At 59.0% G+C, this 14,845-nt stretch carries 13 protein-coding genes; 4 read left to right on the forward strand and 9 right to left on the reverse strand.

Annotated elements, in window-relative coordinates; all coding sequences use genetic code 11:
• Positions 1-46 precede the first annotated feature (46 nt).
• Entirely contained in the window at positions 47-247 is a 201-nt protein-coding gene (locus PCPL58_RS23345) for a hypothetical protein (RefSeq protein ID WP_003313743.1), read from the forward strand.
• A gap of 264 nt (positions 248-511) precedes the next feature.
• Here the strand turns inward: PCPL58_RS23345 and PCPL58_RS23350 are convergent, their stop codons facing one another.
• The 9 genes from PCPL58_RS23350 to PCPL58_RS23390 all read right to left on the reverse strand — a co-directional run bounded on the left by PCPL58_RS23350 (position 512) and on the right by PCPL58_RS23390 (position 10,178).
• Entirely contained in the window at positions 512-706 is a 195-nt protein-coding gene (locus PCPL58_RS23350) for a hypothetical protein (protein ID WP_003431599.1), read from the reverse strand.
• Positions 707-895: 189 nt separating this feature from the next.
• Positions 896-1,135, reverse strand: a complete 240-nt coding sequence (locus PCPL58_RS23355) for a PLDc N-terminal domain-containing protein (protein WP_003368647.1) — start codon at positions 1,133-1,135, stop codon at positions 896-898.
• Positions 1,136-1,379: 244 nt separating this feature from the next.
• Complete coding sequence (garD, locus tag PCPL58_RS23360; protein WP_065350550.1) at positions 1,380-2,933, reverse strand: galactarate dehydratase; 1,554 nt, start codon at positions 2,931-2,933, stop codon at positions 1,380-1,382.
• A 10-nt stretch (positions 2,934-2,943) separates the two neighbouring features.
• Positions 2,944-4,329: an MFS transporter gene (locus PCPL58_RS23365; protein ID WP_065350551.1), complete on the reverse strand. Its 1,386-nt coding sequence runs from the start codon at positions 4,327-4,329 to the stop codon at positions 2,944-2,946.
• Positions 4,330-4,494: 165 nt separating this feature from the next.
• Positions 4,495-5,406, reverse strand: a complete 912-nt coding sequence (gene kdgD / locus PCPL58_RS23370) for a 5-dehydro-4-deoxyglucarate dehydratase (RefSeq protein WP_044309446.1) — start codon at positions 5,404-5,406, stop codon at positions 4,495-4,497.
• Between the two features lie 280 nt (positions 5,407-5,686).
• Positions 5,687-6,436: a FadR/GntR family transcriptional regulator gene (locus tag PCPL58_RS23375; protein ID WP_065350552.1), complete on the reverse strand. Its 750-nt coding sequence runs from the start codon at positions 6,434-6,436 to the stop codon at positions 5,687-5,689.
• Positions 6,437-6,550: 114 nt separating this feature from the next.
• Positions 6,551-8,269, reverse strand: coding sequence for an ABC transporter ATP-binding protein/permease (locus PCPL58_RS23380; protein ID WP_065350553.1), 1,719 nt, complete (start codon positions 8,267-8,269; stop codon positions 6,551-6,553).
• A gap of 89 nt (positions 8,270-8,358) precedes the next feature.
• Complete coding sequence (locus PCPL58_RS23385; RefSeq protein ID WP_003395104.1) at positions 8,359-8,922, reverse strand: response regulator transcription factor; 564 nt, start codon at positions 8,920-8,922, stop codon at positions 8,359-8,361.
• Complete coding sequence (locus PCPL58_RS23390; protein WP_065350554.1) at positions 8,919-10,178, reverse strand: ATP-binding protein; 1,260 nt, start codon at positions 10,176-10,178, stop codon at positions 8,919-8,921. Before PCPL58_RS23390 ends, PCPL58_RS23385 begins: the two co-directional genes overlap by 4 nt.
• Positions 10,179-10,370: 192 nt before the next feature.
• On the opposite strand from PCPL58_RS23390, the gene PCPL58_RS23395 reads away from it, so the two are divergent.
• The 3 genes from PCPL58_RS23395 to PCPL58_RS23405 all read left to right on the forward strand — a co-directional run bounded on the left by PCPL58_RS23395 (position 10,371) and on the right by PCPL58_RS23405 (position 14,715).
• The gene (locus PCPL58_RS23395) at positions 10,371-11,084 is read left to right on the forward strand and encodes an SIMPL domain-containing protein (protein WP_003419020.1); all 714 of its coding nucleotides are present in this window, start codon (positions 10,371-10,373) and stop codon (positions 11,082-11,084) included.
• Between the two features lie 137 nt (positions 11,085-11,221).
• Positions 11,222-12,829 (forward strand): ABC transporter substrate-binding protein, encoded by a 1,608-nt coding sequence (locus PCPL58_RS23400; RefSeq protein WP_003431608.1) that lies wholly within the window; start codon positions 11,222-11,224, stop codon positions 12,827-12,829.
• A gap of 257 nt (positions 12,830-13,086) precedes the next feature.
• Positions 13,087-14,715 carry an ABC transporter substrate-binding protein gene (locus tag PCPL58_RS23405; RefSeq protein WP_065350555.1) on the forward strand — a complete coding sequence of 543 codons (1,629 nt, stop codon included), beginning with the start codon at positions 13,087-13,089 and terminating at the stop codon, positions 14,713-14,715.
• The last annotated feature ends 130 nt before the right edge of the window (positions 14,716-14,845 follow it).

Below are 14,845 nucleotides of genomic sequence, written 5' to 3' on the forward strand. Positions count from 1 at the left end.
CGATGACCCGGCACAGACTTACCCTCACTGAAAGGAGATGCCAACAATGCTCATCCGAATTGAAGAAGGTGTATATGGCGACGCTTGGGTTGTAATACTGGACGACTACCCGGTCAAATGCCGGAGCTGGCAGGAAGCCAGAGAATTTGCCGACCGCATGAAATCCAGAATCGACGCGCCTCATTCGCTGCCGCATATGGCACGCCGCGCAGCGGCCGAAATAAGCGTTCAGGCGGCCGCCCGCTAGACCGCCCCCCTCCCCGCGAATTAATCCCTACAGCGTTGCCAGGCAATGGGCGACGCTGCTTCACCCTGTCACTTCGCCCTGTCATAACGCCGCTTGAATTATCGAACCACTTCTCGTTTCCATGACATCCGTTTCACATCCCCTTCACGTCCGGCTGCGTAAATTGGCCCTACTCCTTTGATGAATCCCATTTGGCCCACCCCGTTGTGGGCCATTTTTTTGCCTGCAGAAAAGTGCCGGTGCTCCCACGCTGATGCGGCGGGATTACTCGTCTTGCGCTGCGGGCGACGATGATACAGCCAGCACTTGGCTGCCCAATACGCCAGCATTCAGCTCTGCCAGCCGATCACTGCCGGTGCCATTGGCAACGTGATTGCTCCAGCTCGCCACCGAAACTGCCATCCAACCCAGCACAAACAACGCAGCTGCCTGTAACGCCCACTTGGTCATGATCGACATACGCTTTCTCCTTGTTCAGGTCTGGATGGCAAGCATGTAAACACCTCACCACTGCAGAAGAATTGCAGAGATTTTTAATTTTGCCAGCCGACATTCCACCTTTGTGAGCAAAGGTGTCGAAAAACAGGAGGGAGCGATCTACATGAGGAAATACCCACGCCCGCAGGCGGGGTATTTTGAAAAGCGGGGTCAGTACTTGGTGCTTTGCTGCTCAGGTCTGGCCGGTGTGTCCACATGACTCGGACCCGCAATCAGCAGAGCCAGCACGCCAACGATTGGCACGGCAACAACGACAATGATCCACATCAGCTTGTTGCTGGATTGTGTCTTGCTCTTGCGAATACGCAGTACTGCCCAGATGTCCGAAATCACGATCAGGGCGGTCAGCGCTGCGAACAACCACAAATGATTTTCCGATATCCAACCCATTTGAAATCTCCTGCACCATCAACGAAGGCAACCAGATCGGCTGCCCTACTGTAGAAGAGGTCAAAAAGAGCCTTAAAGTTCAGAGAATATTTCGGATTGTGACCGGGTGCTCAGCGCAGAGGCAAGAGCGTCCAGAACGGCACGCCCAAGCAGAGCATGGGCACGATAGGCGTATTCCTCTGCACATCGCTCCTCACACTCCAGCGTGGGAATGCCGTTCGTGACGCTGCGCGTCACACTTCCGTCAGGTAATCGGTGCCGGGTTGAAGAGCGTGATGTCGTTGTGCAGCCGGTAATGCTCGGTCCAGGTCTTCTTCTTGCCGCTGGCCACGTCCAGGTAGAAGTGGAAAAGCTCCCAACCCAGGTCCTCGATGCTCGCGCGTCCGGTCGCGATGCGTCCGGCGTCTATGTCGATCAGGTCAGGCCAGCGCTGGGCCAGTTCGGTGCGGGTCGAGACCTTCACCACCGGAGCCATCGCCAGGCCGTACGGAGTACCGCGGCCGGTGGTGAACACGTGCAGGTTCATGCCGGCAGCCAGTTGCAAGGTGCCGCAGACAAAGTCACTGGCCGGTGTCGCGCAGAAGATCAAGCCCTTGCCGCTGACCCGCTCGCCCGGGCCGAGTACGCCGTTGATGGCGCTGCTGCCTGACTTGACGATCGACCCTAGAGACTTCTCGACGATGTTCGACAACCCGCCCTTCTTGTTGCCCGGCGTGGTGTTGGCGCTGCGATCAGCCTCGCCTTTGGCCAGATAGCGGTCGTACCAGTCCATTTCCCGCACCAGCGCCTGTGCGACGTCCTGATCCTGTGCGCGGGAAGTCAGCAAATAGATGGCATCCCGCACTTCGGTCACTTCGGAAAACATCACTGTCGCCCCAGCGCGCAACAGCAGATCCGATGCATAACCCAGCGCCGGGTTGGCGGTAATGCCGGAAAACGCATCACTGCCGCCGCACTGCATGCCCAGAATCAACTCCGACGCCGGAACCGTTTCGCGACGCCGCAGATCCAGCTTTTTCAAACGTGTTTCGGCCAGCTCCATGATCTGTTCGATCATTTCATTGAAGCCATGACTGGAATCCTGCAAGCGATACAGCCAAGGCTCGCTGAGGTCCACCGAGCTGTCGCCCTCATGCATGACCTGCCCGGCCTGCAACTTCTCGCAGCCCAGGCTGATCACCAGCGCTTCGCCGCCCAGGTTCGGGTTGCGCGCCAGGTTGCGTACTGTACGAATCGGGATGTAGGCATCGGTGGCCGTGATTGCCACGCCGCAACCATAGCTATGGGTCAGCGCCACGACGTCATCGACGTTCGGGTACTTGGGCAACAACTCGTCACGGATGCGCTTGACCGCGTGGTCGAGCACACCGGTCACGCACTGCACGGTAGTGGTGATGCCGAGAATGTTGCGAGTGCCCACTGTGCCGTCGGCGTTGCGATAGCCTTCGAAGGTGTAACCCTCAAGCGGCGCCTGCTTTTCCGGCACGGCATCGGACATCGGCAGGCTGTCGAGCGCAGGCGCGGAAGGCATTCGCAACTGGTCTTCCCTGACCCAACTGCCGCGCGGTATTGGTTGCAATGCATAGCCAATGGTGTGGCCGTAACGAATCACGGCTTCGCCCACGGCCAGGTCAACGGTACTGACCTTGTGGCTCTGCGGTACGTTATCGACAGTGACCAGGCCTTTGTCGAATTCGGTTCCGGCCGGCACACCCTGGTCGTTGACCACGACCACGACGTTATCCAGCGGATGCAGCCGGATATAGCGTGGCGAATCGGCATGTTGAATCAGGTTCATCACGGTTTCCTCAGGATTTTGCTTCGGAAAGGTCGCTGACCGAGTCGTTCAGCAATGGCCCCTTGGCAGGCGGCTCTTTCAATTCCACACGCTTGATTTCACCCACGATGAAAATGTAACTGATCACCGCCAGCAGCGCGTTGGCGCCCACGAACACCAGCGCCCATTTGAACGAGCCGGTGCTGCTGATGATGTAGCCAATCACGATCGGAGTGGTGATCGATGCAATGTTACCGAAGGTGTTGAACAGGCCGCCGCTCAAACCGGCGATCTGCTTGGGCGACACGTCGGACATCACAGCCCAGCCCAGCGCACCCACGCCCTTGCCGAAGAATGCCAGGGCCATGAAGCCCACGACCACCCATTCGATGTCGACGTAGTTGCAGGTCACGATCGAGGTCGACAGCAGCAGGCCACCGATGATCGGCGCCTTGCGGGCGAAGGTCAGCGAATGGCCCTTGCGCAGCAGGTAGTCGGAAATGATCCCGCCCAATACCCCGCCGATGAAGCCGCAGATAGCCGGCAGAGAGGCGATGATGCCAGCCTTGAGGATGGTCATGCCGCGCTCCTGAACCAGGTACACCGGGAACCAGGTCAGGAAGAAGTAGGTGATGCCGTTGATGCAGTATTGGCTGAGGTAGATACCCAGCATCATGCGGTTGGTCAGCAACTGGCGGATGTAATCCCACTTGGGGCCGCTGCTGGCTGTTTTTTGCGCGCCTTTACCCTTGTCCTGATCCAGATCGACCAGCGCGCCATTGCTGGAAATGTGCTCCAGTTCGGCCTCGTTGATCATCGGGTGGTTGCGCGGGCCGTAGATGATCTTCATCCAGATCATGGAGAACACGATACCGAACGCGCCCATCACGACGAACACGTGCTGCCAGCCGTAGGTGTAAACGATCCAGCCCATCAGCGGAGCGAACAGCACGGTGGCGAAGTACTGCGCCGAGTTGAAGATCGCCGAGGCGGTGCCGCGCTCGGCAGTCGGGAACCAGGCGGCGACGATGCGCGCGTTGCCCGGGAAGGACGGCGCTTCGGCCAGACCGACCAGAAAGCGCAGCATGAACAGCGCAACGATTGCCGTGGAGACGCCGAACTCGCCCACATAGCCTTGCAGCAGGGTGAACAGCGACCAGGTGAAAATGCTCATGGCATAGACTTTCTTCGACCCGAAACGGTCGAGCAGCCAGCCACCGGGAATCTGACCGGCCACGTAGGCCCAGCCGAATGCGGAGAAAATATAGCCCAGAGTGACGGCACTGATGCCCAGGTCTTTCTGAATGCTGGAACCGGCGATAGCGATGGTGGCGCGGTCGGCGTAGTTGATCGTGGTGACCAGAAACAGCATCAACAGGATCAAATAGCGGACGTGCGTCGGCTTGGACTTTTGCATGGTAGAGCTCCCACTGATTATTTTTTTACGCGGGTAAATCTGTTTTTTGGGTGTAGCGTTACAGGCCCCTTGGCAGTATCACGGCGACGACATCTGCCACCTGTAAGGGTTATGCAGTGCAATGAAAAAACCGCTGATCGCTCAGCGGCTTTGTCGTGGCAGGTGTTATTGCTTGCCTTGCTTGTCCATCAGAGCGGCGAGCATGTCGCACTCGTCTGGCGTCAGATCGGTCAACGGCGCGCGCACCGGACCTGCGTCGTAACCTGCGATCTTCGCGCCGGCCTTGACGATACTCACGGCATAGCCAGCCTTGCGGTTGCGGATTTCCAGGTAAGGCAGGAAGAAATCGTCGATGTATTTACCGACCGCCTGATGATCGTCGCGGGCGATGGCGTGGTAGAAGTCCATCGCCAGTTTCGGTACGAAGTTGAACACGGCAGACGAGTAGACCGGCACGCCCAGCGCCTTGTAGGCAGCGGCGTAGACTTCAGCGGTCGGCAGCCCGCCCAGGTACGAGAAGCGGTCACCAAGACGGCGGCGGATCGAAACCATCAGCTCGATATCACCCAAGCCATCCTTGTAACCGATCAGGTTCGGGCAACGCTCGGCCAGTTGCTCGAGCAGGGTCGGCGTCAGGCGGCAGACATTACGGTTGTAGACCACCACACCGATCTTCACCGATTTGCACACAGCTTCGACGTGCGCGGCAACGCCGTCCTGGCTGGCTTCGGTCAGGTAGTGCGGCAGTAGCAGCAGACCCTTGGCGCCCAGACGCTCGGCTTCCTGCGCGTACTCGATGGCCTGACGAGTCGGCCCGCCTACACCGGCGAGGATCGGCACACTGGTGGCGCAGGTGTCGACGGCAGTCTTGATGATTTCGGAATACTCGCTAGCAGCCAGTGAGAAAAACTCACCTGTGCCGCCCGCAGCGAACAGAGCGCTTGCGCCGTACGGGGCCAGCCACTCGAGACGTTTAATGTAACCGGCGCGGTGGAAGTCGCCCTGGGCATTGAAATCGGTAACCGGGAAAGACAGCAGACCGGACGAGAGGATGGACTTCAGTTCTTGTGGATTCATTATTCGAACACCCTGGAGGACTTAATTGTTAGAGGATCACCGGGTCAGCGCCGACGTCGTAAGTCATCGTACAACTGATAATAAAATCACTCAACAGGGATTTTCGGGTTTTTTCAGGGGGAGCGGACAGAGCCCGGTTTTGACTTTTGCGCTGCCGCATAGATGTGTGACGCAGAGCGTCTGGAGCGTGAGGAACGATAGGTATTCCCCCTGCCACCTATCGTACCCAAGCTCCAGCGTGGGTATGCCGTTCCGGACGCTCCGTGTCCTCTTTTAATCCTCAAGCCCGCTGCGATTCAGCCTCTTCATGCGCATGGCGCAGGCGTTCGCGGCTGTTGGTGAGGTGCAGGCGCATAGCCGCGCGGGCCGCATCGGAATCCTGGCGGGCGATGGCGTCGAAGATTTCTTCGTGCTCACGGCTCAGCCGATCCATGTAGTGCTGCTGGTCATCATGCGCCAGACGCGCGGAATTGAGCCGGGTACGCGGGATGATGCTGGTGCCCAAGTGGGTCATGATGTCCGTGAAGTAGCGATTGCCGGTCGACAAGGCAATCTGCAGATGGAACTGGAAGTCCGACGCCACGGCATCGGTGGCGTGTGCCGCACTTTCATTGAGCGCGTCCAGCGCCGAACGCATGGCTGACAGTTGTTCATCACTGCGCCGCTGGGCTGCAAGGCCTGCCGACTCGACTTCCAGGCTGATGCGCAACTCGAGAATCGCCAGTACATCACGCAGGGTGACGATGGTCGCCGGGTCAATCCGGAAGCCACTGGGGCTCGGCGTGTCGAGCACGAAGGTGCCGATGCCGTGACGGGTCTCGACCAGACCGGAGGCCTGCAGACGCGAAATCGCCTCACGCACGACAGTCCTGCTGACGCCCTGCTCTTCCATGATTGCGGATTCAGTGGGCAGTTTGTCGCCGCGCTTGAGCTGACCGCTGCGAATACGCTCGGACAGCTCTGTCACCAGCTCCTGCGCGAGGCTGCGGTGTTTTCTGCGGGCGCGGGGCAGAGCGCTTTGATTTTCCATCCAACATCGATCTCTGGACTGCTAAACATGGGGCTAATCATAGCTCAGCGGTTGTATGATCACACCCTCAAAAGCGCCGTGTCCCCTATAGCATCGACCTCAAAACGTTGCGAATCACGGTTGCTCGATCAATTTGCCGCCCTCGACACGCACCTGCCGGTCATGAAAGCGTTTGAGGCTGCTGCGGTGCCCGACGCTGATCAGCGTCAGGCCCGGCAGCCCGTCGATGATTGCGCGGTGCATGGCCGTCTCGTCATCTTCGTCCATGGCCGAGGTGGCTTCATCCACATACAGCCAGTTCGGCGCGACCAGCAGGGCACGAGCGAACGCCACCCGCTGCTGCTCGCCCGGTGAGAGAAAACGCTGCCAGTGATTACTTTCGTCCAGACGCGGTATCAGATGCTCCAGACGGCACTGCTCCAATACCTCGGCAAATCGCTGAGCCGGGTAATGTTCCGCAGGTTGTGGATAACTCATCGCCTCACGCAGTGTGCCAATAGGCAGGTAAGGCCGCTGCGGCAGGAACAGCGCCGTCCCAGTGGGCAAGCGAATCTGCCCCGCCCCCTCAGGCCAGAGACCGCCCAACGCCCTCAGTAACGAGCTTTTACCACTGCCCGAACGACCGCTGAGCATCACCCGCTCTCCCGCGCCGACCTGCAGACTCGCGTCGCTCAGCAATTGCCGCCCACCGGCGATGCTCAAGCCCAGATTGCGCAGGTCAAGCGTGTCGTTGGCGTGAATTCTTTCGATAGCAGGCTGCCGATCTTCATTGTCACTCATCGCCTGACGGAAGCTCAGCAGACGGTCGCTGGTGGCGCGCCATGACGCCAGCGTGCCATAGGCGCTGATGAACCAGCTGAAGTTCTCCTGCACATTGCCGAATGCCGAGTTGATCTGCATCAGATCACCCAGCTCGATCTTGCCGGCGAAATACCGTGGCGCGGCCACAATGAACGGAAAGATCAGCGCAATCTGCGAATAGCCCGAGGTGAAGAACGTCAGCCGCTTCTGGACCTTCATCGACGCCCGGAAGTTATTCCAGATCATCATGAAGCGCGCGCTCAGGCGCTGGTTTTCATTGCGTTCGCCCTCGGACAAGGCAATGCTTTCAGCGTTTTCGCGCACACGCACCAGCGCAAAACGCAGGTCTGCCTCGAATCGCTCCTGCTGGTTGTTCAACGGGATCAGCCGCTTGCCGATCCAGTGGGTCAGCAGGCTGCCCACCAGCGCATAGAGCATGGCCGCCCAGAACATGTAACCGGGAATGGTGACGCCGAACACCTCGATACTGCCCGACACGCCCCAGAGGATCACTGAAAACGACACCAGACTGACCACCGCGCTCATCAAACCCAGGCCCAGGCTGAGCGTGCTGGTGGTGAACTCGTTGAGGTCTTCGGACAGACGCTGGTCAGGGTTATCGGTGTAACCGCCCTGCTCCAGGTGGTAGTAGTTCTTGTCCGCGAGCCAGCGCGCGAAGTGTTTCTCCGTCAGCCAGCGGCGCCAGCGGATGGTCAGCAACTGGGTCAGGTACAAGCGATAGACCGCCGCCAGAATGGCGATCGCGGCGATGCCGCTGAAGTACAGGATCAGGTGGGTGAACGCGGCAAGATCCTTGTTCTGCAGAGCGTTGTAGAAGTCTCGGTACCAGCTGTTGAAAAACACCGAGACCTGCACGCTGAACAGCGACAGCGCGATCACCGAGACCAGCAGCAGCCAGGCAGTGGCCTTTTCCTCACTGCGCCAGTACGGCGTTATCAGCTTCCAGACGCGGGGTAGAAAGGCTCCTTGCACAGTATCGTTGACGGCAGAATATTCAGCATTGCGATTCATGTGGTTCAGGCTCGCTCTCTTCGAAAGTACGATGCCTGAGCACAATGAAGCAAAAAAACGCCTAAACGATCACTATGAAAAAACCTTCATCAACGCCGCACGGGACGCTTCTGCAACTTGCGCTGCAAGGTGCGGCGGTGCATACCCAGCGCCCGCGCAGTTGCGGAAATATTGCCCTCGTGCTCGGTCAGCACGCGCTGGATATGCTCCCACTGCAAGCGATCCACCGACATCGGATTCTCGGGAACCAGCGTGTCGAGGTTGGCGTGCTCGGATAGCAGGGCCGCCAGTACGTCATCCGCGTCAGCCGGTTTGCACAGGTAGTTGCACGCGCCGCGCTTGATCGCTTCGACCGCCGTGGCGATGCTCGAATAACCGGTGAGAATCACCACGCGCATGTCCGGGTCCATTTCCAGCAGCTTGGGCAGCAGCACCAGACCGGAATCGCCGTCCATCTTCAGGTCCAGCGCGGCATATTCGGGAATGTCCTGTTGCGCCAGGGCCAGACCTTCTTCGGCCGAGCCGGCGGTGCTCACGCGAAAACCACGACGGCTCATGGCCCTCGCCATCACACGGGTGAACGTCGCGTCGTCATCGACCAGCAACAGGTGCGGCAGCTCTTCGCCTTCGACCTGGATGTCATCGTCACTCATGCTTCTTCTCCTCGCGTATCTCGGGGCAGGCGCAGCTCGGTGAGCGTACCGCCTTCTTCATGACTGTAGAGCTTCACCGAGCCACCCGCACGGGTGACGCTGGCCTTGCTCAGGAAGAGCCCCAGGCCGAAACCTTTGCCCTTGGTAGTAAAGAACGGCTTGCCGATCTGTTCGGCAATCGCCAGCGGCACACCCGCGCCATGGTCGCGAATGCTGATGCAGACTTCCGCACTGTCCCAGTCCAGATTGACTTCAAGGCCATCGGGGCAGGCATCGGCAGCGTTGTTGAGCAGGTTGAGCAGCGCCTGGGTCAGGTCCGGCGGCGGTTCCAGCATCGGCGCTTCGCCCTTGCCCAACTGATAGAAACGGTAACTCACCTCCGGGCGCATCAGATGCCAGCGGTTGAGGGACTCGTCCAGCCAGCGGGTGGCGGTCTGATATTCGACGGCCATGCGCCGATTGGCTTCGGCGGCACGCACCAGTTGCTGCAGGGTTTGCTTGCACTGTTTGACCTGCTCCTGCAGCACGGACAGATCATCCTGCAACGCTGGGTCGCTGTGATCCTGGCGCATTTCCTTGAGCAGCACGCTCATGGTTGCCAGCGGCGTTCCCAATTCATGGGCGGCCCCTGCAGCCTGGGTCGCGACGGCGAGCAATTGCTGATCACGCAGGCCTTCTTCGCGACGCTCGGCACGCAGTTGCTCCTGGCGGCGCAGCTCCTCGGCCATCTTCGCAGCAAAGAAGGTAATCACCGCAGCGGCCAACGCAAAACTCAGCCACATGCCGTAGATCTGCATGTTTTCCCGGGCAATGGAGTCGGTTTCCAGCGGGTAGGAGCGCACCATCAGCAAGGTGTACATGCTCAGCGCAAAGCCGGACAGAATCAGCGAATAACGCCATGGCAGCGTGGCGGCGGCAATGGTCAGCGGCACCAGATAATAGGAAACGAACGGGTTGGCCGAGCCGCCCGAGTAATACAGCAGCGCGCTGTGAATCAGCAGGTCCAGCGCCAGTTGCAGCGCATATTCAAGCTCGGTAAGCGGCAGCGAGGTGCGCAGACGAATGACTGTCAGCCCGCAGAGCACCAGCGAACAGCCCAGGGTGATCGACAGTTGCAGCCACGGCAACGGCAGAAAGTCGAACAGCCAGGCCATACCGACCGAGCCGGCCTGCGCGGCCAGCACCAGAATACGGATGAATGTCAGGCGCCACAGGTTTTGCCGTGTGGCTGAAAGCATTTGAACGGGGGCGAGCATGAGCTCTCCTGATGAGTGCTCCAGGCGGATCGCAGCGAGTATAACCAAGCGGGAGACAAAACTGAAAAAGTGCGTCAACGCACCGCACGCCAGAGCACTCGGTCATCGCAGGAACCGGACCAAAGCGCTACAGTCAGAACACTTTGCGCCGCCCGACCATCGTCGGAGGCCGTTTGATAACAAGGAGCTCTCATGTTCAACCTTCGCCCTGCCGCCACCCTCGTCGCGCTGGCTGCGGCTTTGTCCAGCCTGCCCGCCATGGCTGAAGAAGCCCGTTACAACCAGATTTCATTGCGCGCCGAGGTCAATCAGGAGGTGCAGCGCGACCTGATGCTCGTCACGCTGTACACCGAAGCGCAGGACAGCGATCCGGCCAAACTGGCCGCGCAGATCACCGAGACGCTGAACAAGGCGCTGGGGCAGGCGCGCCAGGTCAAGGACGTAAAGATTCGCCAGGGCAGCCGCAACAGCTACCCGGTCTACGACGATAAAGGCCAGAAGATTACCGGCTGGCGTGAACGCGCCGAACTGCGCCTGGAAAGCGCAGACTTTGCTGTGCTGTCCAAGCTGACCGGCGAGCTGCTGACCGACCTGAAAATGGGCGGCATGGACTTCTCGATCTCGCCATCGACGCGCAAGACCAGCGAAGACGCCCTGCTCAAGGACGCCGTGACTGCGTTCAAGGCTCGTGCGCAACTGGTCACCGAGGCGCTGGGCGGTACAGGCTACAAGCTGGTCAACCTGAATCTGAATACCTCGGGCTACCCGCAGCCGTATCTGCGCGCGCCGGTCATGATGATGGCCAAGTCCTCGCGCGAAGACGCAGCTCCGACGCCCGATGTCGAGGCTGGCACCAGCCAGGTCAGCGTCGCCGCGGATGGCGTGATCGAAGTCGCGATACCCTGAGCAGGGTTGATCATTGAGCCCGAGCCCGGAAAAGCGAGCTCCAATCAGCACAACCATCGTTCCCATGCTCGGCGTGGGAACGCAGTTCCGGACGCTCTGCGTCCGATCTTGAGAACGCAGTACCACGCGAGGGATCCATGGGACACACACTTTTCAAACCGCTGCTGTTGACCACCGCGCTGCTGGCCTGCGCACCTTTGGCCCAAGCGGCAAGCACGCTGGTGTATTGCTCGGAAGCAAGCCCGGCCGGTTTCGACCCCAGCCAGTACACCAGCGGCACCGACTTCGATGCCTCGGCCGAAACCGTTTTCAACCGTCTGACCCAGTTCAAGCGTGGCGGTACGGAAGTGGAGCCGGGTCTGGCCACGCGCTGGGACGTTTCGCCGGATGGTCTGACCTACACGTTTCACCTGCGCGACGGCGTGAAATTCCATACCACGGATTATTTCACCCCGACTCGTACGTTCAACGCCGATGACGTGCTGTTCACGTTCAACCGCCTGCTTGACGCCAACCACCCGTTCCGCAAGGCGTATCCGTCCGAGTCGCCCTATTTCACCGATATGGGGCTGAATACGACGATCAAGAGCGTCGAGAAAGTCGACCCGCTGACCGTCAAGTTCACCCTGAACAACATTGATGCCGCCTTTGTGCAGAACCTGGCGATGAGCTTCGCCTCGATCCAGTCTGCCGAGTACGCAGACAAACTGCTCAAGGAAGGCAAGGCCGAGGACTTGAACCAGAAGCCCATCGGTACTGGTCCGTTCGTCTTCAAGCGCTATCAGAAGGATTCACAGATCCGTTACGTCGGCAATACCGAGTACTGGAAGCCGGAGGATGTGAAGATCGACAACCTGATCTTCTCGATCAGCAGCGATGCCGCCGTGCGCCTGCAGAAGCTCAAGGCCAACGAATGCCAGGTCAGCGGCTATCCGCGTCCGCAGGACATCGAGGAGATGAAAAAGGACCCGAAACTCAAGGTCCTCAGTCAGCCGGGCTTCAACCTGGGCTTCCTGGCCTACAACGTTACGCATCCGCCACTGGATCAGCTCAAGGTGCGTCAGGCGCTGGACATGGCCATCGACAAGCCAGCAATCATCAAGGCGGTTTATCAGAGTGCAGGCCAGCTGGCTGAAAATGCCCTGCCGCCGGGTCAGTGGAGCTTCGATCCGACCATCAAGGACGCCCCGCACGACCTGACCAAAGCCAAACAACTGCTCAAGGAAGCAGGTGTGGCACCGGGTACCAAAATCGATCTGTGGGCCATGACCGTCCAGCGCGCGTCGAACCCCAATGCACGCATGTCGGCTCAGATGATTCAGTCCGACTGGGAGAAGATCGGTATCAAGGCCAACATCGTCAGCTATGAATGGGGCGAATACATCAAGCGCGCCAAGGCCGGCGAACATGACGCAATGATCTATGGCTGGACCGGTGACAACGGCGACCCCGACAACTGGCTCGGCGTGCTTTACAGCTGCGCAGCCGTCAAAGGCAGCAACTACGCCAAGTGGTGCGACCCGGCTTACGACAAGCTGGTGCAGAAGGCCAAGCTGACCAGCAACCGCGATGAGCGCATCAAGCTCTATCAGCAGGCTCAGCACATTCTCAAGCAGCAGGTGCCGATCACCCCGATCGCCAACTCCAAGGTGTTTCAGCCAATGCGCCAGGAAGTGCAGGACTTCAAGATCAGCCCCTTCGGCCTGACACCCTTTTATGGTGTCAGCCTGGGAACAGTGAAGTAACAACACAGCGCCAACCGGGTGCATTATTCTCACCCGGTTGCGCTTATTTGGTGCACGAAACAATTGAAAAAGCGTCGCGCAAACGATCAACTACCAAGAAAGTTACACTTTCGCGACATTCCTGTACGATCGTGCCACTCTTTGTCGCTTCTTTCGCCTCACTGTCTTGCTTTGGGTATGGCCCCTGCATAAGTATCGGACGGATCGGCTCACGAGGTCGTTCCCTCTAATCAAAAATGACAACAACTGAGGCAACCATGCTCAAACACGCGGTCATTCCGTTTCTGGTCGGCGCCAGCTTGCTCGCCAGCGCACCTTTCGCTCACGCTGCATCGAATCTGGTGTTCTGTTCCGAGGGCAGCCCTGCGGGCTTCGATCCAGGTCAATACACCACAGGTACTGACTTCGACGCCTCAGCCGAGACCATTTTCAATCGCTTGAGCCAGTTTGAACGCGGCGGCACCGCCGTGGTGCCAGGTCTGGCAACCAAATGGGACATCTCCGACGATGGCCTGACGTACACCTTCCACCTTCGTGAAGGCGTCAAGTTCCACACCACGCCCTACTTCAAGCCGACCCGTGAATTCAATGCCGATGACGTGCTGTTCACGTTCAATCGCATGATCGACAAGGACATGCCTTACCGCAAAGCGTATCCGACCGAGTTCCCGTACTTCACCGATATGGCGATGGACACCAACATCACCAAAATCGAGAAGATCGACGACCACACCGTCAAGTTCGTTCTGGGCAAGGTCGACGCCGCGTTCATCCAGAACATGGCGATGAGCTTCGCGTCCATCCAGTCCGCAGAATATGCCGCCCAGCTGCTGAAGGAAGGCAAGCCGGAGCTGATCAACCAGCAGCCGATCGGCACTGGTCCGTTCGTGTTCAAGAGCTACCAGAAAGACTCCAAAATCCGTTACACCGGCAACAAGGATTACTGGAAGCCTGAGGACGTCAAGGTCGACAACCTGATCTTCGCCATCACCACCGACGCTTCGGTGCGTATGCAGAAGCTCAAGAAAAACGAATGCCAGATCACTGCCTACCCGCGTCCTGCCGACCTCGAACCGCTCAAGGCCGACAAGAACCTGAAGATGCCCGATCAGGCAGGCTTCAACCTGGGGTACATCGCCTACAACGTGATGCCTGAGATCAAGGGCGAAGACCATCCAAATCCCCTGGCTCAGTTGAAAGTGCGTCAGGCGCTGGACATGGCGGTCAACAAGCAGCAGATCATCGACTCGGTTTACCAGGGTGCAGGTCAATTGGCGGTCAACGCCATGCCGCCGACCCAGTGGTCCTATGACACCACCATCAAGGACGCCAAGTACGATCCCGAGAAAGCTCGCGAGCTGCTCAAGGAAGCCGGTATCAAGGAAGGCACCGAAATCACCCTGTGGGCGATGCCGGTTCAGCGTCCTTACAACCCCAACGCCAAACTGATGGCCGAGATGCTCCAGTCCGACTGGAAGAAGATCGGTATCAACGCCAAGATCGTCAGCTATGAATGGGGCGAGTACATCAAGCGCGCCAAGAATGGCGAGAACGGCGCCATGCTGATTGGCTGGAGCGGTGACAATGGTGACCCGGACAACTGGCTCGGCACCCTGTTCGGCTGCGACGCACTGAATGGCAACAACTTTGCCAAATGGTGTGACAAGCCGTTCGACACGCTGATCCATCAGGCCAAGGAAACGTCCGATCAGGCCAAGCGCACCGAGCTGTACAAACAGGCGCAACACCTCCTGAAAGACGCCGTGCCAATGACGCCTATTGCGCACTCGACGGTCTATCAACCCATGCGCACCAGCGTGCAGGACTTCAAGATCAGCCCGTTTGGCTTGAACTCCTTTTACGGTGTGAGCGTGAGCGGCAAGTAAAAAGTGACAGCTTGCTGCGCCGCTCATCCGGCGCAGCAAACCGCTCTACTTGAATAGCAAGCCCCGAGCGATGGGTTGAAAAAGTGCCGATAACGGCATTCTTCTACTATCACTAAGATATTTCCTACGA

Source organism: Pseudomonas cerasi, from assembly GCF_900074915.1.
In the GTDB taxonomy this organism is placed as follows: Bacteria; Pseudomonadota; Gammaproteobacteria; order Pseudomonadales; family Pseudomonadaceae; genus Aquipseudomonas; species Aquipseudomonas cerasi.